This window comes from Enterobacter sp. 302C9, from assembly GCF_034106085.1.
In the GTDB taxonomy this organism is placed as follows: Bacteria; Pseudomonadota; Gammaproteobacteria; order Enterobacterales; family Enterobacteriaceae; genus Enterobacter; species Enterobacter asburiae_B.
The window spans coordinates 141,615-165,386 of sequence record NZ_JAWNBW010000005.1 but is presented as its reverse complement, the minus strand read 5'-3'; the positions used below and the strand labels follow the sequence as shown (position 1 = coordinate 165,386).

Below are 23,772 nucleotides of genomic sequence, written 5' to 3'. Positions count from 1 at the left end.
TACTTGTTGTTGCTTGTTTAAAGAACCCGCTTAACGCGGGTTTTTTTATGCCTTCAGATTGCCGGTGGCGTAAACAGCGCCGAGTAGTCACGGTTGCAGATTCGCTGCACCGCCGGGTGCTGAATCATTCTTTCGGCAAATATGGCGTGGTACTCCTCCATCACGTTATCCACTCTGCCTATCTCCGTAATCTTGTCGTCCGAATAGAGATCGTGCGCGTACAGCGTCGGCGCAACGAAGATCGCATTATGCGCTTCGCCAAAGGCTTTCATCAGCGCCGCATCGTCGAACTCACCGAGGATTTCTACCTTAAGCCCCTGCGAATTAAACCAGTTCAGCAGCTTGCGTCCGAGCATTGAGCGTCGCCCAGGCACCAGCAGGCGACGCTCTTCCAGGCAGGCCGGGAAGGGTTTCTCCGGCGGCGGGTTGATACACCAGAAGCTCACGCCACATTCGCCAATCTTCACCGAGAACAGCCCTTCCTGCTGGGTGGAGTCAATCGGGCAGTCCGAGATAATCATATCCAGCTTGTGCTGGCTCAGCTGTTCCAGCAGCATCTCGTGGGTGGATTCAAAGCAGCGCAGGTGAATTTGCTCGTCTTCAACTACCGCCGCATCCAGCACGCCGCTCACCAGCCGCTTGGACAGCGCATCCGCCACGCCAACGTCAAAGAGCAGGTTCGACTCTTTGCGGTAGTTGACGATATCCAGCATCTCCTGGCTCAGGGTGAACATTTTGTCCGCATAGCGGAACACCAGTTCACCCAGTTCGCTGGGTTCAATCCCACGCCCCTTACGCTTGAACAGCTTCCCCTGCAGACGCTCTTCCAGGGCCTTGATTTGCCCGGTGATGGTTTGCGGCGTCAGGTAGAGCGCCTCTGCCGCCCCCACCACCGAGCCCTGTTTGTAGACGTGCCAGAAGTAGTACAGATGGTTGTAATTTAAATGAGACATCGCGTCTTCTCTCCCTGAGTGTGTATCGGGAGAAGGATTACCTCCTCCCGGTGTTCCGTTATGCCTGGACGGCCTGTCCGGATAACTTCACCTTCAACAAGGTATAACCGATTACCGCGGCCAGTAATGACCCGATGAGAATGCCGAGTTTAGCCCAGACGATAAGCTCAGGCGCATGCGTACCAAACGCCAGCGTCGAAATAAAGATCGACATCGTAAACCCAATTCCACACAGCACGCCGACGGCCATAATTTGCGAAAACGTGGTGCCATGCGGCAATGACGCCAGCTTCAGCTTCGTCGCCAGCCAGCAGAAGAGGCTAATGCCCAGCGGCTTACCGATAAACAGCCCGGCAATAATGCCCAGCGGCAGCACTGAGGTCAGCCCGTCCAGCGTCACGCCGCCGAGGGAAACGCCCGCGTTGGCAAACGCAAACAGCGGCAGGATCATAAAGGCAACCCAAGGGTGCAACACGTGCTCCAGCTGTTTGGCAGGCGACTTGCCGTCCTGCGGTTTTAGCGGCACGAAGAAGCCCACAATCACGCCTGCCAGCGTGGCGTGCACGCCGGATTTCAGCACCGCCGTCCACAGCACCATCCCCACCAGGATATAGATACCGATGCGGCGAACATTGAAGATGTTCAGCAGCGCCAGCACCGCAATCGCCCCGGCGGCGACGCTCAGGGACAGGATCGACAGATCGCTGGTGTAGAACAGCGCGATAATCACAATGGCGCCCAGGTCATCGATGATCGCCAGCGCCATCAGAAAGATTTTCAGGGCCACCGGCACGCGGCTACCGAGCAAGGCTAAGACACCGAGCGCAAAGGCGATATCCGTCGCGGCCGGGATCGCCCAGCCGTCACGCGCAACAGGATCCTGCCAGGTGAACGCCAGGAAGAGCAACGCCGGAACGACCATTCCGCCGATGGCTGCGATCACAGGAAACGCCGCGCGCTGGCGGCTGGCAAGCGAGCCCAGAACCAGCTCACGCTTAACCTCAAGACCCACCAGCAGGAAGAACACCGCCATTAGCGCATCGTTGATCCACAGCAGCATGTTCTTGTTAATTTCCAGCGCCCCGACCTTCAGCTCAACGGGCGTTTCCAGAAATGCATGGTAGAGATCCTGCGTGATGCCAAGGTTAGCCAGCACCATCGCGGCCGCTGCGGCAATAATCAGGATCACGCCACCGGACGCCTCACTGCTAAAGAAACGGTGTAGTAATTTCATTTACGTTCTCTCTTTTACAACAATACCTCGATAAAACCATAATACCAAGCCAAATAGCTCGGCAAAAACAGATTAATGTTGAGTATAGACTCAGTTTAACCGAGCTATACGCGCAAATAAAAAAGCCCGGAATCGCTTCCGGGCTTTGAGAAGATGAAAACCAGCTAACAGATTAACGGGTCAAATCATCGAAGAATTTTTTGACGCCATCGAAGAAGCTTTTGGAACGCGGGCTGTTTTTCTCACCCGTCGGACCGCCAAAGCTCTCCTGCAGTTCTTTCAGCAGCTGTTTCTGCTTGTCGTTCAGGCCAACCGGCGTTTCCACGACGACGCGGCACAGCAGGTCGCCCTGGGCGCCACCGCGAACGGATTTAACGCCTTTTCCGCGCATGCGGAACAGCTTGCCGGTCTGGGTTTCCCCAGGCACTTTCAGGTTCACGCGACCGTCCAGCGTTGGCACTTCGATTTCGCCACCGAGTGCCGCCATCGCGAAGTTGATCGGCACTTCGCAGTACAGGTTATTACCTTCACGCTCGAAGATGGCGTGCTGTTTCACCTGCACCTGAACGTACAGATCGCCTGCCGGTGCGCCGTGCTCGCCTGCTTCGCCCTCACCTGCCAGACGGATGCGGTCGCCCGTATCGACGCCAGCCGGGATCTTAACGGACAGAGTTTTGGTTTTCTCAACGCGACCGTGCCCGTGGCATTTGGTGCATGGATCTTTAATCAGCGTGCCGCGACCATGACAGTGAGGACAGGCCTGCTGTACCGCGAAGAAGCCCTGACGCATCTGTACCTGACCAGAGCCGTGACAGGTTGGACAGGTCTGAGGCTGTGTGCCCGCTTTCGCGCCGCTGCCGTGGCAAACGTCACACTCTTCCAGCGTCGGGATACGGATCTCTTTGGTTACGCCGCGAACGGCCTCTTCCAGCGTCAGCTCCATGTTGTAGCGCAGGTCCGCGCCGCGCGCCGCTCGCTGACGACCACGGCCGCCGCCGAAGATGTCGCCAAATACATCGCCAAAGATATCGCTGAAGTCAGCGCCGCCGCTAAAGCCGCCGCCACCGAATCCACCGCCGCCCATGCCGCCCTGTTCAAAGGCTGCATGACCGTACTGGTCATAGGCCGCACGTTTTTGTGCATCGGTCAGGACTTCGTAGGCTTCTTTGATCTCTTTAAATTTGGCTTCAGCCTCTTTGTCACCCTGGTTACGGTCCGGGTGGAATTTCATGGCCAGGCGCTTATACGCCTTTTTGATTTCACGCTCTTCCGCAGTTTTCGGAACGCCTAAAATCTCGTAATAGTCTTGCTTTGCCATTGGTTTTTTTAAGCCCCTTAACATGCGAGCACGGGCGTGGAGAGTTCTCCTACGCCCGTGCCGATTAATTACCCTGCATCAGGGCGATTATTTTTTATCTTTAACTTCTTCGAACTCAGCGTCGACAACGTCGTCGTCTTTCGCGTTGTTCGCCGAAGCGTCAGCGCCCGCCTGCTGTTGAGCGTGCTGCTGCTGAGCGATTTCCATCAGCTTCTGAGAAGCCTGCGCCAGTTCCTGCATCTTCGCTTCGATGTCCGCTTTATCTTCACCTTTCAGTGAGGATTCCAGCGCGCTCAGTGCAGCTTCGATAGCAGTCTTGTCTTCCGCTGGCAGTTTATCGCCTGCTTCTTCAACCTGCTTACGGGTGCTGTGCAGCAGATGGTCACCCTGGTTACGGGTCTGAACCAGCTCTTCGAACTTACGGTCGGATTCCGCGTTAGCTTCGGCATCGCGAACCATTTTTTCGATTTCCGCTTCGTTCAGACCAGAAGATGCCTTGATGGTGATCTTCTGCTCTTTACCGCTGTTTTTGTCTTTCGCAGACACGTGCAGGATACCGTCAGCATCGATGTCGAAGGTGACTTCGATCTGCGGCATGCCGCGCGGTGCCGGGTTAATACCGTCCAGGTTGAACTGACCCAGAGATTTGTTATCCGCCGCACGCTTACGCTCACCCTGAATCACATGGATGGTTACCGCAGACTGGTTGTCTTCAGCGGTAGAGAACACCTGGCTGTGTTTCGTTGGGATGGTGGTGTTTTTGTTGATGAGCGCAGTCATCACACCGCCCATGGTTTCGATACCCAGAGACAGCGGGGTAACGTCCAGCAGCAGTACGTCTTTAACTTCACCGGTCAGTACGCCACCCTGAACCGCAGCGCCGATTGCGACCGCTTCGTCCGGGTTAACGTCTTTACGTGGCTCTTTACCAAAGAACTCAGCCACTTTCTTCTGAACCATTGGCATACGGGTCTGACCACCGACCAGGATAACGTCCTGGATATCGGATACGGACAGGCCAGCGTCCTGCAGGGCAACTTTCAGCGGCTCGATTGAACGGTTCACCAGGTCTTCTACCAGGCTTTCCAGTTTCGCACGGGTCACTTTGATATTCATGTGTTTAGGACCGGTCGCGTCTGCAGTGATGTACGGCAAGTTCACGTCGGTCTGCTGAGCGGAAGAAAGTTCGATCTTCGCTTTCTCAGCGGCTTCTTTCAGGCGCTGCATGGCCAGCGGGTCGTTACGCAGGTCAATGCCCTGATCTTTCTTGAACTCGTCAACGAGGTAGTTGATCAGACGGGTATCGAAGTCTTCACCACCCAGGTGGGTATCACCGTTGGTTGCCAGAACTTCGAAGGTTTTTTCGCCGTCAACTTCGTCGATTTCGATAATAGAGATATCGAAAGTACCACCACCCAGGTCGTAAACCGCGATAGTACGGTTGCCAACTTCTTTATCCAGACCGTAAGCCAGGGCAGCAGCGGTTGGTTCGTTGATGATACGTTTTACTTCCAGACCTGCGATACGGCCAGCATCTTTGGTTGCCTGACGCTGAGCATCGTTGAAGTACGCAGGAACGGTAATAACAGCTTCAGTTACCGGTTCACCCAGATAATCTTCAGCGGTTTTCTTCATTTTTTTCAGCACTTCAGCAGAAATCTGCGGTGGTGCAGTTTTGGTGCCTTTCACATCAAGCCATGCATCGCCGTTATCTGCCGCGATGATTTTGTAAGGCATGATGGAAACGTCACGCTGAACTTCTTCGTCCTGGAAGCGGCGGCCGATCAGGCGTTTAATCGCAAACAGGGTGTTTTGCGGGTTTGTCACTGCCTGACGTTTAGCCGGCTGACCAACCAGAGTTTCACCATCCTGGGTATAAGCAATGATAGAAGGCGTGGTGCGATCGCCCTCGGCGTTCTCCAGCACGCGTGCAGTAGTGCCATCCATAATCGCTACACAAGAGTTGGTAGTACCCAGGTCGATACCAATAATTTTACCCATCTAAACGTCTCCACTAAAAATTCAGTCAACATGTGGTTGTGTACCTGTAATAAGGGCAGAACGTGCTTTTTCAACTGCCCAGATTTGATTTTTTTCAGGTCCACACACTGCGGTTGACTACAAGATGGGGTCGCGACGGCATCCATCAAGGGGCAAGCATAAAAAAAATTTTAATTTCACCCTGATGAGATCATAGACGCCACCGATTGCGCCCATTATGATGCCGCGCCCAGTCAGGGAGAACTGACGCGGGTTTAACCATTTCACCATATTAATGATGATTTTTTTGAGGACTTATGGGCAACACTAAGTTGGCTAATCCGGCTCCGCTGGGCCTGATGGGTTTTGGCATGACTACTATCCTGCTGAACCTGCACAATATCGGGATGTTCCCGATGGATGGCATCATCCTGGCGATGGGCATTTTTTACGGCGGTATCGCGCAAATCTTCGCGGGCCTGCTGGAATATAAGAAAGGCAATACCTTCGGCTTAACCGCCTTCACCTCTTACGGTTCTTTCTGGCTGACCCTGGTTGCCATTCTGCTGCTGCCTAAAATGGGCATGGCAGACGCGGCAAACGCCCACTTCCTGGGCGTTTACCTGGGCCTGTGGGGCGTCTTCACCCTGTTCATGTTCTTCGGTACCCTGAAAGGTAACCGCATGCTGCAGTTCGTTTTCCTGAGCCTGACCGTGCTGTTCGCCCTGCTGGCGATCGGTCACCTGGTGGATAACGAAGGCATCGTTCATGTTGCAGGCTGGATTGGTCTGGTTTGCGGCGCAAGCGCTATCTACCTCGCAATGGGTGAAGTGCTGAACGAGCAGTTTGACCGCACCGTTCTACCGATTGGTGAAAAACACTGATCCCTCTGTCGTGTCCGCTTCGCGGGCACGACATCCCCTCATCTGCCCCAGCCAAATTCCTAATACCAGCCCCATCAGCGAGAGCGCGAGCACATACCAGGCTGGCGCCATCGGCGAAACACCCATCAGCACCGTCACCGCAATCGGCGTCAGCCCGCCGAAAATGGCATACGACACGTTGTAGGAAAATGAGATCCCGGTGAAGCGTACTTCCGGCGGGAAAGCTCGCACCATGACGTAAGGCACAGCACCCACTACGCCCACGCACAGCCCCACCACGCCGTACAGCAGGAACAGCTGTTCAGGATGGCTGCCTGCCAGATGGTAAAACGCCCAGCTTGATGCGGCCAGTAACAGGCTGCCGACGATAAAGGTAACGCTGGCGCCGAAACGATCTGCCGCCAGCCCGGCGGCCAGACAGCCAAAGCAGAGCATGATTGTCGCGATACTGTTCGCCTGTAACGTCACGGCAGGGGCGAAACCGTACTGCTTTTGCAGCCACACCGGGGACATCAATATCACCACCACAATGCCCGCCGAAAGCAGCCAGGTGAGCAGCATCGACACCACCACCGCTTTTTTATGACGTACCACGACCGCCTTCACCGGCAGCTCCTGCGCCAGCGCTTTGCGCTGCTGCATCTCGAGGAAAATCGGCGTCTCCTGCAGCCAGCGGCGCAGGTACATCGCGACCAGACCAAACGCGCCGCCCAGCAGGAACGGAATACGCCAGCCCCAGTCGTGCACGGCCTGCTGCGTCATGCTGGTGTTTACAATTGTCGCGACGACGGAACCGAGCAAAATCCCTACCGTTAAGCCCGCGGTTAAGGTTCCACAGGCGATTCCAATGCGGCGCGCCGGAACATGCTCCGCGACAAACACCCACGCGCCCGGCACTTCACCGCCAATCGCCGCGCCCTGAAGAACGCGCATCAGCAACAGCAGCAACGGAGCGAAAATACCCATCGAGGCATAGGTGGGCAGCAGACCAATAGCCAGCGTCGGCACGGCCATCAGCAGGATGCTAAGGGTAAACATCTTCTTACGCCCGACCAGATCGCCAAAGTGGGCCATGATAATGCCGCCCAGCGGACGCGCCAGATACCCGGCGGCAAAAATGCCGAAGGTTTGCACCTGGCGCAGCCATTCCGGGATATCCGCCGGGAAGAAGAGCTCTCCCACCACGGCGGCGAAGAAGACGAAGATGATAAAGTCGTAAAACTCCAGCGCGCCGCCTAAGGCCGCGAGCGTGAGGGTTTTGTAGTCCTGTCGATTCAGAGGTCGGGTGTTATGTGACATAGCGAACCATTATGCGTGTGTTGTGGATTTATTTTTACAGCAATCGTAAAGAAAAAATTACTATACCGTAAAAGCTTTACCACGCCATCGCCGCTTCAGCTAATGTCACATATTGGTTAATTTCAGGAGATTGTTTCGCGACGTGCGTTTTTCGGGCGAAAAGCTGCTACCACTTTCTCATCGGTTTCCACATACGGACCGTCAAGGAGCTGTATACAATACGGTACACTTGCAAAGATGCCGTGAACGAGGACGCTGCCATCTTCCGCTTTCAGCCCTTCCAGCGTCTCTTTGATCGACTTCGGCTGCCCCGGCAGGTTCAGAATCAATGCCTGTTTGCGGATTACGCCCACCTGACGGGAAAGAATGGCCGTCGGGACAAAGTGTAGACTTATCTGGCGCATCTGCTCGCCAAAGCCCGGCATTTCACGATCGGCAATCGCCAGCGTTGCGTCCGGCGTCACGTCGCGGCGCGCGGGGCCGGTTCCGCCCGTCGTCAGAACAAGGTGGCAGCTCATCTCATCCACCAGCTCGCAGAGCGTCTGCTCGATGATCGGCTGTTCGTCAGGGATCAGGCGGGTCTGAATGTCAAAGGGGGTGGTCAGCGCGCTGCCAAGCCACTCTTCCAGAGCGGGGATGCCTTTATCCTGGTAAACGCCGCTGGAGGCGCGGTCAGAAATCGACACTAGGCCGATGCGTAAGGTATTCATATCCATTCCATTCAAAAAGTACTGATTAAAGGGAATGATACACGCAGAGAGGAGATTCAGACAGGGTACGAAAGAAGTCGCGTGACCGGGAGCCCGGTCACGCAGAATGATTACAGCAGGTCGCCGATCATTTTTTCCAGTTTGCCCTGGTCAACAGCAAACTTACGGATACCGTCCGCCAGCTTATCTACAGCCATTGGATCCTGGTTGTGCTGCCACAGAAACTCGGATTCAGTGATGCGCTCTGGGCGCGCTTTCACTTCACCGGTGTAAGACAGCTTACGCTCGATGGTACCTTCGCTTTCTGCCAGCTCTTTCAGCAGCGCAGGGGCGATGGTCAGGCGGTCACAGCCAGCCAGCTCGATGATTTCACCGACGTTACGGAAGCTTGCGCCCATAACTACAGTCTCATAGCCGTGCTGTTTGTAGTATTCGTAGATTTCAGTAACAGAAACCACGCCTGGATCTTCAGCCGGCGCGTACTCTTTCTTATCGGTGTTGGCTTTGTACCAGTCCAGAATACGGCCCACGAACGGAGAAATCAGGTATACGCCTGCTTCTGCACATGCACGCGCCTGGGCGAAGGAGAACAGCAGGGTCAGGTTACAGTTGATACCGTCTTTTTCCAGCTGCTCTGCCGCGCGGATACCCTGCCAGGTAGAAGCCAGTTTGATCAGGATACGGTCGTTGCTGATGCCTGCATCGTTGTACATTTTGATCAGGCGTTTCGCTTTGGCGATAGACGCTTCGGTGTCGTAGGAGAGACGTGCATCCACTTCGGTAGAGATACGGCCAGGAACCAGCTTCAGGATTTCCAGACCGATGTTCACTGCCAGTTTGTCGGTGGCATCCACAACCTGCTGCGCGCGGTCGTTGCTCTGTGCTTTCGCCCAGGTCACTGCGTCGTCAATCAGTTTGCGATACTCAGGGATCTGTGCGGCGTTAAGGATCAGAGAAGGGTTAGTTGTGGCATCCTGCGGCTGGTACAGCTTCATTGCCGCGATATCTCCGGTGTCAGCTACGACAGTGGTGAACTGACGAAGGGAGGTCAATTTATCCGTCATGATAGTGTTTCTCTTTTAACGTGCCCTGGATAATTCACGCTACCGACAGCATGCCTGCAGCGGAAAAATGACAGGTTTACTTGTTAGGGGGATGTAACCGGTCTGCCCTGATGATAACACGACGGAGGGGTAGCGCAACCGCAGACAGTGCGCTTAGGTAGAGTATGGTAAACTCGGAAGATTAACAGGCTGCTAAGCAACAGCATGCCCAATCAGTGGTAGCGCTTACATATTCACTTTGGCATCAACAAGAGGGACGTTAATGCCTGATTTCTTTTTCTTTATTAACGAAGTCCTGTGGGGTTCGATAATGATTTACCTGCTTCTGGGAGCAGGTATTTGGTTTACGCTACGCAGTGGGTTTATCCAGTTTCGTTATATTCGCAAGTTTGGCAGAAGTCTGAAAAACAGCGTTACGCCCCAGCCGGGCGGATTAACGTCGTTTCAGGCACTGTGTACCAGCCTGGCGGCACGCCTCGGCAGCGGGAATCTGGCGGGCGTTGCGCTGGCAATCAGCGCCGGCGGGCCAGGCGCGGTCTTCTGGATGTGGGTGACGGCGCTACTCGGGATGGCCACCTCCTTTGCCGAAAGTTCGCTCGCCCAGCTGTATAAAGAGAAAGATAAAAACGGCCAGTTTCGCGGCGGTCCCGCGTGGTACATGGCGCGTGGCTTGGGGATGCGCTGGATGGGCGTTCTGTTCTCGCTTTTTTTACTGCTCGCATACGGTCTTATTTTTAATACCGTCCAGGCAAATTCTGTCGCCAATGCCCTGCGCTATGCCTTCTCCTGCCCGGAGTGGGTCGCCGGTATTGCTTTAGCCCTCGTCGTTCTGCTCACCATTTCTGCCGGTTTCAGGGGCGTTGCCCGCCTGATGCAGTGGCTGGTTCCCGTTATGGCGCTGCTTTGGGTTGTCGCGAGCCTGTTCGTCGCCGCCCTGCATATCGACCAGGTGCCTGGCGTGATTGCGACCATCGTCAAAAGCGCTTTTGGCTGGCGCGAGGTGGCCTCCGGGGCGCTGGGCTATACCTTTAGCCAGGCGCTGATGGCGGGTTTTCAGCGGGGCATGTTCTCCAATGAAGCCGGAATGGGGTCAACCCCCAACGCGGCCGCGGCCGCCTCTTCCTGGCCGCCGCACCCGGCCGCACAGGGCATTGTGCAGATGATTGGCGTCTTTACCGATACCATTATCATCTGCTCCGCCAGCGCCATGATTTTGCTGCTGGCAGGCCCCGTCCCGCACTCCTCAGGAACCGCCGGGATACAGCTTCTCCAGCAGGCGCTGGTGAACCTGACCGGCGGCTGGGGAGCAGGATTTGTCTCGCTCGTCCTGGTACTGTTTGCCTTCAGTTCGATTGTGGTGAATTACCTCTACGCCGAAAATAACCTTATTTTCCTGAAGCTCGACTCTCGTACCGCAATCGGAGCCCTGCGGCTCGCGGTCATTCTGATGATCATCGCTGGCTCCTTCCTCAGTATGCCGCTGGTCTGGCAGCTGGCCGATATCATTATGGCGCTAATGGCGATCACGAACCTCACCGCTATCCTGCTGCTCTCGCCCGTTGTGACCCTGATTGCCAGAGACTATCTGCGTCAGCGCAAACTCGGCGTTCCGCCGGTATTTGATCCCGCCCGCTATCCCGATATTAAGGCGCAGCTTGCCCCCGGCACGTGGGATGATTTGCCGCGGCAATAACAGCTATCGATCAATTCAGGGCGATTTTTTGCTAAAGTCGCTCTAAATTTCCTGCAAGGACTGGATATGCTGATTCTGATTTCACCTGCAAAAACGCTCGACTACCAGAGCCCGCTCGCCACCGAGCGCTATACCCAGCCTGAACTGCTGGACTACTCGCAACAGCTGATCCGCGAAGCGCGTAAGCTCTCTGCGCCGCAAATCGCCTCGCTGATGAGCATCAGCGACAAGCTGGCCGATCTTAACGCGACCCGCTTTCACGAGTGGCACCCGGATTTCACCCCGGCTAACGCTCGCCAGGCGATTCTGGCGTTTAAAGGTGATGTCTACACCGGCCTGCAGGCGGAAGATTTTAGCGAAGCCGATTTCGATTTTGCCCAGCAGCATCTGCGCATGCTGTCGGGTCTGTACGGCGTACTGCGCCCGCTGGATCTGATGCAGCCGTATCGTCTGGAGATGGGGATTCGCCTGGAAAATGCCAAAGGCAAAGACCTGTATCATTTCTGGGGCGATATCATTACCGACAAGCTGAACGCGGCGCTGCACGCTCAGGGCGATAACGTGGTGATTAACCTGGCATCCGACGAATACTACAAGTCGGTGAAGCCGAAAAAGCTGGATGCGGAGATTATCAAACCGGTGTTCCTCGACGAGAAGAACGGTAAGTTCAAAGTGATCAGCTTCTACGCCAAGAAAGCGCGAGGCCTGATGAGCCGCTACATCATCCAGAACCGCCTGACGAAGCCGGAGCAGTTAACCAAATTTAACAGCGAAGGCTATTTCTTTGACGAGGCGTCGTCGGGGAAAGGCGAGCTGGTGTTTAAGCGCCACGAGCAATAAAAACAAACCCCGCCAGCTGGCGGGGTTTTGCATTAATGGCGTTTCCAGTCCGGGCCGCGATCGTCGCGGCGGTCATCGTGGTGATGGTCATCGTGACGATCGTCGTGTTTACGATGCTCATCATGTGGACGCCAGTGGTTATCACGCCAGTCTTAATGCGCCTTCCACCAGTCGTGGTCGCGCCAGCGGCCGCCGTCCCAGTAATGACCGTTGTTATCCTGGTCGCCAATCTGCAGTTTGACCGCCGGTACGAGGGTAATTTCAGATGCCTGAACCGCCATGGGGGCGGCCAGCACCAGTGAAAGCGCGATGAGTGCAGGTTTCAGTCTAGACACAGGTGACTCCTTATTCTTCTTGCCCAACGTGGGCCGATGTAAGGAGAGTACGCGAGGGGAACGGGGGATGTTATTCTCTGCAATCCTAAACGCTAAGTGACCGCATTTATTGGGAATTTCTGCTTTTTTCCTGCTTTTTCTCTCCTTAATTTCTCCACAAAAAAGCCGGGTGGCGGCTTCGCCTTACCCGGCATAGAGATCGGTGTTGCGATTGCCGGGTGGCGCTGCGCTTACCCGGCCTACGATTAGGTCATCGTGGTCGTTGTAGGCCCGGTAAGGCGTAGCCGCCACCGGGCAACACAATCACGCGCGCGTCATCATCAGCTTACGCAGCGCGGCAAAATCCGCGGGCAGCTCATGTGACAGCAGCGGCAGGTCGGCGCGCTCGGCCAGCTCTTTCGGCAGCGGCAGCGTTTCGCCCAGGATCGCTTCCACGCTCTCTTTGAACTTCGCCGGATGCGCGGTGCCCAGGAACAGGCCATATTCACCCGGGTTAAGCTGGTCGCGCAGCGCGCGGTAGGCAATCGCCGCGTGCGGTTCAGAGATATACCCCACCGCTTTCATCTCGCGCATGGTCTCTTTGGTGGTTTCATCCGTCACCGCGGCGTAACCCAGGTCACCCAGACGCCAGATCTTACGGCGGAACAGCTCTTCCACGCGCGGCCAGTTGTTCGGCTGTGACACATCCATCGCGTTGGAGAGCGTCGCCTGCGTGGCGTTCGGCGCCCACTTCCCGTCTTTCAGGAAGCGCGGCACGGTGTCGTTGGCGTTGGTCGCCGCGATAAAGCGTTTCACCGGCAGACCCAGGGATTTCGCCAGCAGACCTGCCGTCAGGTCACCGAAGTTACCGCTCGGCACGGAGATCACCAGCTGGTTGCGCGCTTCCTGCGGCAGCTGCGCCACCGCTTCGAAGTAGTAGCAGATCTGCGCCAGCAGACGGCTGATGTTGATGGAGTTGGCAGAGTTCAGACCCAGAGCCACCTTCAGCTCTTCGTCGTCGAAGGCCTGCTTGACCAGCGCCTGGCAGGCATCGAAATCGCCGTCGATCGCCACGGTTTCAATGTTGCCGCCGAGCGTACAGAACAGTTTTTCCTGCAGCGGGCTGATTTTGCCTTTCGGATAGAGGATCACCACGCGGACGTTTTTCAGTCCGTAGAAGGCATGCGCCACCGCCGCACCGGTATCGCCGGAGGTCGCGGTCAGGATGGTCACCGGTTTGTCGCCGCTGATGTGGGTCAGCATCTGCGCCATAAAGCGGCCGCCGAAGTCTTTAAACGCCAGGGTCGGACCGTGGAACAGCTCCAGGCAGCCAACGTCAGGCTCAACCTGCTTAACCGGCGCCGGGAAAGCGAACGCCGCACGCACGCGCTCTTCCAGAAGCTCCTGCGGAATTTCGTCGCCGATAAACGCAGACAGAATTTTGGTGCTGCGGGTGACGAAGTCCTGCTTCAGCAGCTCGTCGATCTCGGTCAGCTGGAATTCCGGCAGGTCATGCGGGAAGAACAGCCCCTGATTTTTGCCCAGCCCCTGAGTTACCGCCTGCGCGAAGCTGACCTGCTCGTTATGATCTTTAAGGTTATAGAGTTTCATTAATTATCCCAGTACTCGTGCGCCAGCCGTGTCCAGACGGCAAATGTGAACAAAGCCTTCCTGATTTTGCAGGTAGTGTTTAGAGAGCCAGTCCGCCACGCGCTGCGCGGTGTCAGGCTTGTCGCACAGGGCGAACAGCGTCGGGCCGGAGCCGGAGATGCCGCACGCCTGCGCGCCGATATCCATCGATGCCTGTCGCGCCTCGTTAAAGCCGGGCAGCAGCTTCGTGCGGTACGGCTCGGCAATGACGTCCTTCATCAGCTTCGCCGCCAGCTGCGGCTGACGGGTGTAGCAGGCGTGAATAAAGCCCGCCAGATGACGCCCGTGGGCGATACAGTCCTGGCGACGATACTGCGCGGGCAGGATCGCACGCGCTTCTGCGGTAGAGACCTTAATGCCCGGATAGGCCAGCACCCACAGCCACTCATCAAACCCTGGCACCTGCTGGCTGATGATGCCATTTTCTTCGATCATCAGCTGCATGCCGCCGAGGAAGCACGGCGCCACGTTGTCATAGTGAATGCTGCCGGAGATGCGCCCTTCCAGCTCGCCCATCAACCCCAGCAGGCGGTTGTTGTTCAGCGGCTTGCCGCAGTGCTCGTTCATCGCCACCAGCGCGGCGACCACCGAACAAGCGCTGGAACCCAGCCCCGAGCCAATCGGCATACTTTTTTCAAGCGTCATGGCAACCGGCACGTTTTTGCCGATCTCCTGACAGAAGCGTTCCCAGCACTGATAGACGATATTTTCGCGCGGCTCAGACGGCAGTTTGCTGGCGAAGCGGCCCACATTGTTCAGGCTGAAGCTGTCTGCCGCTTCCACCGTGACCGTATCGCCCAGCAGTGAACCATCCACCGGCGTCACCGCCGCGCCCAGCACGTCAAATCCGACGCTCATATTCGCGCTGGAAGCCGGGGCATAAACTTTGACCATGTTAAACTCCTAACTTCCATGACAGGGTACGCAGCAGATCGGCAAACACACCCGCCGCCGTAACATCGTTCCCTGCGCCATAGCCGCGAAGCACCAGCGGCAATGGCTGATAATAGTGGCTGTAAAACGCGAGGGCGTTTTCGCCGTTTTTAACTTTGTACAGCGGATCGTTGCCATCCACTTCGGCAATCTTCACCCGGCACACGCCATCTTCTTCAATGTTGCCAACATAGCGCAATACCTTACCTTCATCACGGGCTTTCGCAACGCGCGCGGCAAAAGCATCGTCAAGCTGCGGCAAATTTGCCATGAATGCAGCGACATCACCGCTGCTGTCAAATTCTGCCGGCAGGACCGGTTCAATCACGATATCAGAAAGCTCAAGCTCACGGCCCGTTTCACGTGCCAGAATCAGCAGCTTACGCGCCACGTCCATACCAGAGAGATCGTCACGCGGATCCGGCTCGGTATAGCCCAGCTCGCGTGCGGCGCGGGTCGCGTCCGAGAGGCTCATCCCCTCATCCAGCTTGCCGAAGATAAACGACAGCGAGCCGGAAAGAATGCCGGAGAAACGCTGTAGTTCGTCGCCCGCGTTCAGCAGGTTCTGCAGGTTCTCGATAACCGGCAGGCCCGCGCCCACGTTGGTATCGTACAAGAACTTGCGGCGCGACTTGCTCGCCGCCAGACGCAGCTGGTGATAGTAATCCATCGACGAGGTGTTGGCCTTTTTGTTCGGCGTCACCACGTGGAACCCTTCGCGCAGGAAGTCGGCGTACTGGTCGGCCACCGCCTGGTTCGAGGTACAGTCGACAATCACCGGGTTAAGCAGATGATACTCTTTCACCAGACGGATCAGGCGGCCCAGGTTGAACGGCTCTTTCGCCTCGTTCATCTCGGCCTGCCAGTTTTCCAGGTTCAGACCGTGAACGTTGGTGAGTAGCGCTCTGGAGTTGGCGATCCCGCAGACGCGCAGATCGATATGTTTCTTCTTCAGCCACTCCTGCTGACGCTTCACCTGCTCCAGCAGCGCGCCGCCCACGCCGCCGACGCCAATCAGGAACAGCTCGATGACCTGATCGGTGTTGAACAGCATCTGGTGAACCACGCGTACGCCGGTGGTCGCGTCATCGTTGTCCACGACAACAGAAATTGAACGCTCTGACGAGCCCTGGGCAATCGCCACGATATTGATATTGGCGCGCGCCAGCGCGGCAAAGAACTTGGCGGAAATACCACGCAACGTACGCATGCCGTCGCCAACCACAGAGATAATCGCCAGACGCTCCTGAATGGCGAGCGGCTCCAGCAGCTCTTCTTTGAGTTCCAGATAGAACTCCTCCTCCAGCGCGCGACGGGCGCGCAGGCAGTCAGCCTGCGGCACGCAGAAGCTGATGCTGTATTCGGAAGAAGACTGGGTAATCAGCACCACCGAGATACCGTTGCGGGACATAGCCGCAAACACGCGCGCCGCCATGCCGACCATCCCCTTCATCCCCGGGCCGGAGACGCTGAACATCGCCATGTTGTTCAGGTTGGAGATGCCTTTGACCGGCAGACCGTCTTCATCGGTACTCGCGCCAATCAGCGTACCCGGCGCCTGCGGGTTACCGGTGTTTTTAATCAGGCAAGGGATCTGGAACTGGGCAATCGGGGAGATGGTACGCGGATGAAGCACTTTGGCGCCGAAGTAGGAAAGCTCCATCGCTTCCTGGTACGACATCGACTTCAGCAGTCTGGCGTCCGGAACCTGGCGCGGGTCACAGGTATAAACGCCGTCGACGTCAGTCCAGATTTCACAACAGTCCGCGCGTAAACAGGCGGCCAGCACGGCGGCGGAGTAGTCGGAGCCGTTACGGCCCAGCACCACCAGCTCGCCCTTCTCGTTACCGGCGGTGAAGCCTGCCATCAGGATCATATGGTCAGACGGGATTTTGCTTGCGGCGATACGGCGGGTTGATTCGGCAATATCAACGGTGGATTCGAGGTAGTGGCCCACCGCCAGCAGTTTTTCAACCGGGTCGATCACGGTCACGCTATGGCCGCGCGCTTCCAGCACGCCGGCCATGATGGCGATAGAGAGTTTTTCGCCCCGGCAGATCAGCGCCGCGTTGACGCTGTCCGGGCACTGGCCGAGAAGGCTGATGCCGTGCAGGACATGTTTGATTTGCGCGAATTCTTGCTCAACGAAGGACTTCAGCTGAGCGTGCGGGAAGCCAGGCAGCGCCTCTGCCAGCCCTTGCAGTAAGTCAGCGAAGATACGCTCTGCGTCGCTGATGTTCGGGAGTGCATCCTGGCCACCGATGGTTTTTTCAATCATCGCCACCAGATGGTTCGTGATTTTTGCCGGGGCAGAGAGCACGGTAGCAACCTGCCCCTGCCTGGCGTTGCTTTCCAGGATATCGGCAACACGCAGAAAACGTTCTGCATTTGCCACTGATGTACCGCCGAACTTCAACACTCGCATGGTTCTACCTCGTTTCCTTTAGCCGAAAAAAAAGCCCGCACTGTTCAGGTGCGGGCTTTTTTTTGTTTTTCCTGTACGCGTCAGCCCGCATCGTTACCTGTGGTAATGATGATGGTTGTAGTAATGGTGGTGATGCTGATGCGTTTCATGGATGTTGTGTACTCTGTCATTATTATCTGTCTGTCCTGTATTCTTTTAGGGTTAAAGGATCGGGCACCTTAAGTCAACGAATTTTTAATTTGATCACAATTCAGGAGACTCTCACGTCCCGCTGTTTGCAGATTTATTTTCATCCGATTCGCCCAAGTGCAACCCATCAGTACAGACTTATTCACCATAGTAAAAACTTATGACAGGATTTTACTCCGCCAATTTTTTTTCAATATCGTGCAGCAAACGGTGCAGCATTGCGGTGTCCCGCTGCTCAAGACGCCCAAGACGCTGCTGCAGCCAGTCAGCCATTTTTTGATCGTCCGCCACACCCAACTGAGACAACAGTTGCTCAACGCGAGCGCGCAGCGCAGCCAGCTGATTTTCATTTGCCCCTTCTGCCGGAGGCTGGGGGATTTGTATTAGGGAGGCTAATTGATAGCAATAAACCATGACCGCCTGGCCTAAATTCAGGGAGGGATAATCGGCGACCATCGGCGCACCGGTAAGAACGTCCGCCAGCTCCAGCTCTTCGTTGGTTAATCCGGAATCTTCACGACCAAACACCAGCGCGGCTTTATCCAGCCACTGGCTTTTCTCGCTCAGCATCGGCACCAGCTCCGCTGGCGTGGCATAGTAATGGAACTTCGCACGGCTGCGCGCGGTGGTCGCAACGGTAAACGAAATGTCGTGCAGCGCATCAGCAAGCGTCGCGTAAGTGGTTATATTATCGAGGATATCGCCCGATCCGTGCGCGACCCAACGAGCCGCAGGCTCCAGGTGGGCAGCGCTGTCCACGATACGTAAATCGGTGAATCCCATGGTCTTCATGGCGCGCGCGGCAGCGCCTATATTTTCGGCTCTGGCTGGGGCAACCAGTACAATCGACAGATGCATTTATGCTCTCTTTTTAATCAGTTAGCGGGCAAAAATGTGATGCACTTCAACATATTACGCGGCGCGAATTTACAAAAATGCAACACAAATCACCGAAATAGCGTTTCATAACAAATTAAAAACGCTAAACTATTCCTTGTCTGAACAATCAGTTAGAATGTTAACAGAACACTATTATCCCTATGTTTTATAATGATAATAGCGACATGAATACCCTATTCTGATTGGATTCGCTTCGTTTATAAATCAATGCCCGCAACTAGTTGGTTTATTGAAAAATTGTGACAAAGGCTAGCATTCGGCTACGATGATTTCATCAAACTGTTAACGTGCTACAATTGAACTTGATATATGTCAACGAAGCGTAGTTTTATTGGGTGTCTGGTGTCACTTAGCCTGTTATGTTGCTGTTAAAATGGTTAGGATGACAGCCGTTTTTGACACTGTCGGGTCCAAAGGGAAAGTACCCAAGACCAAGCTAATGATGTTGTTGACGTTGATGGAAAGTGCATCAAGAACGCAATTACGTACTTTAGTCACGTTAAGCCGATCATGTTAATTTGCGACATGCATCAGGCAGGTCAGGGACTTTTGTACTTCCTGTTTCGATTTAGTTGGCAATTTAGGTAGCAAACATGCAGACCCCGCACATTCTTATCGTTGAAGACGAGTTGGTAACACGCAACACGTTAAAGAGCATTTTCGAAGCAGAAGGCTACGATGTCTTTGAAGCGACCGATGGCGCAGAGATGCATCAGATCCTTTCTGAAAATGATATCAACCTGGTGATCATGGATATTAACCTGCCGGGCAAAAACGGTCTTCTTCTGGCGCGCGAACTGCGCGAGCAGGCGAACGTCGCGTTAATGTTCCTGACGGGCCGTGATAACGAAGTTGATAAAATTCTTGGCCTGGAAATCGGTGCGGATGACTACATCACCAAGCCGTTCAATCCTCGCGAGTTAACCATTCGTGCACGCAACCTGCTGTCCCGCACCATGAACCTGGGTACGGTCAGCGAAGAGCGTCGTAGCGTAGACAGCTACAAATTCAACGGCTGGGAACTTGATATCAATAGCCGTTCGCTGATTAGCCCGAACGGTGAGCAGTATAAACTGCCGCGCAGTGAATTCCGCGCGATGCTGCACTTCTGCGAAAACCCGGGCAAAATTCAGTCCCGTGCAGAGCTGCTGAAGAAAATGACCGGCCGTGAGCTGAAACCGCACGACCGTACCGTAGACGTGACCATTCGTCGTATTCGTAAGCATTTCGAATCTACGCCAGATACGCCGGAAATCATCGCCACGATCCACGGCGAAGGGTATCGTTTCTGCGGCGATCTGCAGGAGTAATCCCGCAGTTAACGCATTAAAAAACGGCGCATTTGCGCCGTTTTTTTATTTCCAGATCCGCATCGTATCGTTATCAGATGCTGCGGGTGGCTCTGGTCGCTTCGGCTGAGAGAGCGAGTACCAGTCGAAATGCCGGGTCAGGTACATCACCGCGAACAGCGCCAGGGCAAGAACAGCAGAGCCCAGTAGCAATGCGCTGTCCTCCGAGCGCAGCAGGAACCACATCACGACATCCAGTCCGAGGAGTGCCAGCACAAACAGCCCGCTGCGTTTCCAGCTTTTCAGCACGGCCTGCAGGTACATTCCGTTCATCGCTGCGCCAACCAGACTTGCAACAATCCAGGCTGGCGTAAACCCGACGTGTTCAGACAGCGCCAGCAGCACCAGATAGAACAGGACCAGCGACAGCCCCACCAGCAGATACTGCATCGGATGAAGGCGTAATCCGGTTAAGGTTTCGAAGACAAAGAAAGCCATAAACGTCAGCGCAATAAGCAAAATAGCGTATTTAATTGCCCGGTCGGTCAATTGATACTGGTCGGCTGGCGTCGCTACCGTCACGCTAAAGGCCGGGAGCGCCTCCCACTCCGGCGACTCCTTGCCGTAGAACCAGCTCTCAAGGTTATTTGCAAACCAGCTGCTCTGCCAGTTCGCCTGGAAACCAGACTCGCCTATTTGATGCTTAACGGGGAGATAATCGCCCATAAAGCCCGGATGCGGCCAGTTGCTGTTGAGCGTCATCTCGCTATTACGCCCTACCGGTACCACCGCAAAACTGCCGGTTCCCGCCAGGCTGAGGGACATCTCAAGCGCAAACGTTTTGGCTTCCAGCGCTTTGTCGGTCAGCAGGATATGGATCCCAGCAAGCGCACCGTAGACGCCTGAACCGGGTTCCACGCTTAGGGTCTCACCATTGATTTTAGAGATACTGACCGTGCCAATACCCCGCGCGTCGCCAACGCCCGTCACGATAAACGGCTGCCCTGTCGCGATCGTTTCCCCTTTCAACTGCTTCAGCTCTTCGGTATTAAACTGCGCTTTTATCTTCAGGTCCGTGTTCCAGATCTGCCCGTCATAGATACCAATATTTCTCGACTCAACGCGCTGGTTCCCTTCAACAACCAGAGATTCCGGCAGAATGAAATGCATGTAGCTTTTCTTGTATTCGACCTTCTTCTCGTCCTCTAACTTGTAGAAGATCTCCGTCATCGGAATCGCAATCATCGGGCCGACCAGTTTTTGCGGTCCGCTAGTACTCTGGCGAAGCGTATTTTCGACATCATTGCGGTAGCTCTCCCGCTCTGATATCAGGTTACTGACCATAAAAAGCGGGACTAACAGCAGCAGGATGCACCCCAGCAGGGTGCTAATTTTCCAGAACAGTGGGGATTTCATCATTACGTCTCCTTTGTGATGAGGAGAGCGTAACCAGGCCGTGTGGGGTCAGTTTGAAGTTATGTGAAGGGACGGTGAAGTATCAGCGTGGCCATCACGCCACCTTCATCACGATTACGTAATGTAATCTCTCCCTGATGCAGACGCGCCACCTCCTGAACAAACGCCAGCCCGAGCCCGCTGCTCTTCAATCCGTTCTCCCGCGGCAGAGAATAAAAGCGCTCAAAAATACGATCCAGCGCGTAATCCGGGATCCCGCTTCCGCTGTCGGTGACGATCAGCTGTATCTGCCCCTGCACTTCCCGGGCCGCCAGTTCAATGGCGCCGCCCTGCGGCGTAAAATCGATAGCGTTATCCAGTAAATTACCGAGTGCCTGTTCGAGAAGGTCGGGATCGCCTTCAACATGAATCGAAGCGGGCTGAAGGGTCAGTACAATCTCTTTTGCTGCCAACAGCGCCGAGCGCGCGTCGGCAAGACGCGTAAACAGCAGGTCGACACGGACGATCTGAGGCGTAATTTCGACCCGATTTTCAAGACGCGACTGAGTGAGCAGTTTTTCAACCAGCGACTGCATACGCGCGTTTTGCACCAGAATATTATCGATAAACCGCGCGGCCACCTGCGGCGGCGGCTGCTCGGCGAGAATTTCCGCCGCGCCGCGTATGGCGGCGATGGGGCTTTTCAGCTCGTGGGTCAGCGCATGGACATAGTGTTCAATGTAGTTTTTCCCTTCCAGGCGAATGCGCATACTCTCCAGCGCCAATGCCAGCTTGTGCAGTTCGCTACTGCCAGGATTAGGCAGCGGGAGAGGCGTATCCGTGGTCACCGAGTCGGCATAGCGCGATAACGTCGCGATAGATCGATTGATCCACCACGCCACAACGAGGCCAATCAGCAGGGCAATGCCGAGCAGCGCCCCGCCTGCCCACAGGATCCGCCGCTCGCTGCGATGGATAACCGGTGCCATCGCGCTGTTAGGTTTCCCGACCGACACCACGCCGATAATCTTGTCCTGCTCCACAACCGGCGCGGCAACATACATCACCGTGCTTTCCGGATCGTCGGGATGGCTTTGCGTACTGCGCGCGCCGTATTCGCCGCGAAGCGTCAGCCAGACATCGTTCCAGCGCGAGTAATCTTGGCCCACGGCCAGACCGGCGGAATCAAACACGACGCGGCCCTGCGCATCGGTCATGTAGACGTGGTACTCGTTACGCACTTTATGGATCCCGCCGATATTGGCGCGGAAAGGGCGCTGATGTATCTGAGAAAAGGCCTGCGCCAGTTTGCCCTGCTGCGCATGGCCCGAAAGCAAATCATCACGCCCAATTTCAGCCAGCAGGGTCGCGGTATCGATTAACGTGCCCTCGGTTGCCCTGCGCACGCCGGGCTTCACTTCCTGAACAAAGATCGACAGCACGAACCACGCGGCGATGGCCACGATCAGGAAATACCCCAGCAGCAGACGCATCCCAATGCGCATTAATACAGCCCCAGGCTATAGCCCATACCGCGATGGGTGCTGATGGGTGACAGTTCCTCGTTCACCGCCCGCAGCTTGGCGCGCAGGGTTTTGATGTGGGTGTCCACGGTACGATCGAAGCTGTCGCCGTCTTCACCCCACACCTTGTCCATGAGCTGCTGACGAGAAAAGACCCGCCCGGGGGCCTGCAACAAGGTTTTGAGCAGCAAGAATTCGTAGCGGGTGAGGGGCAATACTTCACCGCACCAGCTAATTCGCGCGGCAGGCTCGTTCAGTTCAAACTGCCCGATACGCAACGTTGCTGATGGTGCGGCGGATTTCTGCATGCGCCGTAAAATAGTCCGCACCCGGGCGCAGACTTCACGAGGGGAGAAAGGTTTCGCAACGTAGTCGTCAGCCCCCATTTCCAGGCCAAGCAGTTTGTCTACCTCATCACTGCGTGCCGTCAGAAACAGCACGGGCAGTGAGGGATGCTGCGCCAGCAGCTGGCGGCAAAGCTCAAATCCACTGATGTCCGGCAGCCCGACGTCCAGAATGGCGAGCGCCGGAACCTGCCGCCGCGCCGCCTCCAGCACGGGTAAACCGCGTTCAAACGCCTTTACCGCGAATCCTTCCTGCTGAAGCATGTAGATCAGCGTATCGGCGATACTGGTTTCGTCTTCAACCAGCCAGACCACAGGTTGTTGCATGATTCATCCCTGAATTAATGCCACGGCATAATCGGCACCGCGCTGATCGCGTTTTTCGGCGAGCCTTCCACCACTTTGTCAGAGTAGGCAAGGTACGCCAGAGTGTTGCGTTTGGCATCATAGAAACGCACCACCTGCAGTTTTTTGAACACCAGCGAAGTCCGTTTCTGGAACACCACGTCGCCCTGCGCTTTGCCGTTTTTAATTTTATCACTCAATTCAACTGGCCCCACCTGCTGACAAGAAATCGCCGCATCGGAGGTATCTTCCGCCAGTCCCAGCCCGCCTTTGATACCACCCGTTTTCGCGCGGCTGACGTAGCAGGTGACGTTTTTCACGTCCGGATCGTCAAACGCCTCCACCACGATTTTGTGGTCCGGGCCGAACATTTTGAACACGGTATCGACGGAGCCAATCTGTTCTGCCTGCGCCACGCGCCCAACCATCAACATCAACGCGGTGAAGATCAAAGTCTTGTATTTCATATTGTTACCATTCTTTAAAATTA

Annotated in this window: 21 protein-coding genes, 1 pseudogene and 1 other annotated feature; of the genes and pseudogenes, 4 read left to right on the top strand and 18 right to left on the bottom strand. The window is 55.7% G+C overall.

Features of this window, described 5'->3' with window-relative positions; translation table 11 throughout:
* Positions 1-53: 53 nt before the first annotated feature.
* From nhaR to dnaK, 4 genes are all read right to left on the bottom strand, one after another.
* On the bottom strand, positions 54-953 hold the full coding sequence (gene nhaR, locus UR289_RS12325; protein ID WP_032660752.1) for a transcriptional activator NhaR: 900 nt from the start codon (positions 951-953) through the stop codon (positions 54-56).
* Positions 954-1,011: 58 nt separating this feature from the next.
* Positions 1,012-2,187, bottom strand: a complete 1,176-nt coding sequence (nhaA, locus tag UR289_RS12320; RefSeq protein WP_039260856.1) for a Na+/H+ antiporter NhaA — start codon at positions 2,185-2,187, stop codon at positions 1,012-1,014.
* Between the two features lie 172 nt (positions 2,188-2,359).
* The gene (gene dnaJ, locus UR289_RS12315) at positions 2,360-3,505 is read right to left on the bottom strand and encodes a molecular chaperone DnaJ (protein WP_320710263.1); all 1,146 of its coding nucleotides are present in this window, start codon (positions 3,503-3,505) and stop codon (positions 2,360-2,362) included.
* A gap of 87 nt (positions 3,506-3,592) precedes the next feature.
* Positions 3,593-5,506, bottom strand: coding sequence for a molecular chaperone DnaK (gene dnaK / locus UR289_RS12310; RefSeq protein WP_023310346.1), 1,914 nt, complete (start codon positions 5,504-5,506; stop codon positions 3,593-3,595).
* Between the two features lie 296 nt (positions 5,507-5,802).
* Here dnaK and satP point away from each other — a divergent pair, with 296 nt between their 5' ends.
* Positions 5,803-6,369, top strand: coding sequence for an acetate uptake transporter (satP, locus tag UR289_RS12305; RefSeq protein WP_008502042.1), 567 nt, complete (start codon positions 5,803-5,805; stop codon positions 6,367-6,369).
* Here satP and UR289_RS12300 read toward each other — a convergent pair.
* From UR289_RS12300 to tal, 3 genes are all read right to left on the bottom strand, one after another.
* The gene (locus tag UR289_RS12300; protein WP_320710260.1) at positions 6,346-7,668 is read right to left on the bottom strand and encodes an MFS transporter; all 1,323 of its coding nucleotides are present in this window, start codon (positions 7,666-7,668) and stop codon (positions 6,346-6,348) included. The two genes, satP and UR289_RS12300, sit on opposite strands and share 24 nt — an antisense overlap.
* A gap of 122 nt (positions 7,669-7,790) precedes the next feature.
* Positions 7,791-8,378: a molybdopterin adenylyltransferase gene (gene mog, locus UR289_RS12295; RefSeq protein ID WP_023310343.1), complete on the bottom strand. Its 588-nt coding sequence runs from the start codon at positions 8,376-8,378 to the stop codon at positions 7,791-7,793.
* Positions 8,379-8,488: 110 nt separating this feature from the next.
* On the bottom strand, positions 8,489-9,442 hold the full coding sequence (tal, locus tag UR289_RS12290; protein WP_023310342.1) for a transaldolase: 954 nt from the start codon (positions 9,440-9,442) through the stop codon (positions 8,489-8,491).
* 262 nt (positions 9,443-9,704) lie between these two features.
* On the opposite strand from tal, the gene UR289_RS12285 reads away from it, so the two are divergent.
* A complete protein-coding gene (locus tag UR289_RS12285; RefSeq protein ID WP_320710257.1) occupies positions 9,705-11,135 on the top strand; it encodes a sodium:alanine symporter family protein in 1,431 nt (476 codons plus the stop codon).
* A gap of 66 nt (positions 11,136-11,201) precedes the next feature.
* Positions 11,202-11,975, top strand: coding sequence for a peroxide stress protein YaaA (yaaA, locus tag UR289_RS12280; RefSeq protein ID WP_039260860.1), 774 nt, complete (start codon positions 11,202-11,204; stop codon positions 11,973-11,975).
* Positions 11,976-12,007: 32 nt separating this feature from the next.
* Here the strand turns inward: yaaA and UR289_RS12275 are convergent.
* The 7 genes and pseudogenes from UR289_RS12275 to yjjY all read right to left on the bottom strand — a co-directional run bounded on the left by UR289_RS12275 (position 12,008) and on the right by yjjY (position 18,884).
* Positions 12,008-12,310: pseudogene (locus UR289_RS12275) on the bottom strand (DUF2502 domain-containing protein).
* Between the two features lie 303 nt (positions 12,311-12,613).
* Positions 12,614-13,900: a threonine synthase gene (gene thrC / locus UR289_RS12270; RefSeq protein WP_064673211.1), complete on the bottom strand. Its 1,287-nt coding sequence runs from the start codon at positions 13,898-13,900 to the stop codon at positions 12,614-12,616.
* 3 nt (positions 13,901-13,903) lie between these two features.
* Positions 13,904-14,833, bottom strand: a complete 930-nt coding sequence (gene thrB / locus UR289_RS12265) for a homoserine kinase (protein ID WP_032660770.1) — start codon at positions 14,831-14,833, stop codon at positions 13,904-13,906.
* Position 14,834: 1 nt separating this feature from the next.
* Positions 14,835-17,297 (bottom strand): bifunctional aspartate kinase/homoserine dehydrogenase I, encoded by a 2,463-nt coding sequence (thrA, locus tag UR289_RS12260; RefSeq protein ID WP_039260867.1) that lies wholly within the window; start codon positions 17,295-17,297, stop codon positions 14,835-14,837.
* A 24-nt stretch (positions 17,298-17,321) separates the two neighbouring features.
* Positions 17,322-17,439, bottom strand: a sequence feature (Thr leader region).
* Positions 17,378-17,446: a thr operon leader peptide gene (gene thrL / locus UR289_RS12255; RefSeq protein WP_015572623.1), complete on the bottom strand. Its 69-nt coding sequence runs from the start codon at positions 17,444-17,446 to the stop codon at positions 17,378-17,380. (Overlaps the previous feature by 62 nt.)
* Before the next feature lie 211 nt (positions 17,447-17,657).
* Positions 17,658-18,344 carry a tRNA/rRNA methyltransferase gene (locus UR289_RS12250; RefSeq protein WP_033144591.1) on the bottom strand — a complete coding sequence of 229 codons (687 nt, stop codon included), beginning with the start codon at positions 18,342-18,344 and terminating at the stop codon, positions 17,658-17,660.
* A 399-nt stretch (positions 18,345-18,743) separates the two neighbouring features.
* Positions 18,744-18,884: a protein YjjY gene (gene yjjY, locus UR289_RS12245; protein ID WP_085928893.1), complete on the bottom strand. Its 141-nt coding sequence runs from the start codon at positions 18,882-18,884 to the stop codon at positions 18,744-18,746.
* A 95-nt stretch (positions 18,885-18,979) separates the two neighbouring features.
* Between yjjY and arcA the strand changes: the two genes are divergently transcribed.
* Positions 18,980-19,696, top strand: a complete 717-nt coding sequence (gene arcA, locus UR289_RS12240) for a two-component system response regulator ArcA (protein ID WP_003856501.1) — start codon at positions 18,980-18,982, stop codon at positions 19,694-19,696.
* A 45-nt stretch (positions 19,697-19,741) separates the two neighbouring features.
* Here arcA and creD read toward each other — a convergent pair whose 3' ends face one another.
* Genes creD through creA form a run of 4 tightly spaced genes read right to left on the bottom strand, consistent with a single transcriptional unit; the run spans position 19,742 to position 23,749 of the window.
* Positions 19,742-21,094: a cell envelope integrity protein CreD gene (gene creD, locus UR289_RS12235; RefSeq protein ID WP_320710251.1), complete on the bottom strand. Its 1,353-nt coding sequence runs from the start codon at positions 21,092-21,094 to the stop codon at positions 19,742-19,744.
* A gap of 56 nt (positions 21,095-21,150) precedes the next feature.
* Positions 21,151-22,575: a two-component system sensor histidine kinase CreC gene (creC, locus tag UR289_RS12230; RefSeq protein WP_320710250.1), complete on the bottom strand. Its 1,425-nt coding sequence runs from the start codon at positions 22,573-22,575 to the stop codon at positions 21,151-21,153.
* The gene (creB, locus tag UR289_RS12225; RefSeq protein WP_221702794.1) at positions 22,575-23,264 is read right to left on the bottom strand and encodes a two-component system response regulator CreB; all 690 of its coding nucleotides are present in this window, start codon (positions 23,262-23,264) and stop codon (positions 22,575-22,577) included. The genes creC and creB overlap by 1 nt, the downstream gene beginning before the upstream one ends.
* 14 nt (positions 23,265-23,278) lie before the next feature.
* Positions 23,279-23,749, bottom strand: coding sequence for a protein CreA (creA, locus tag UR289_RS12220; protein ID WP_023334448.1), 471 nt, complete (start codon positions 23,747-23,749; stop codon positions 23,279-23,281).
* Positions 23,750-23,772: the final 23 nt, after the last annotated feature.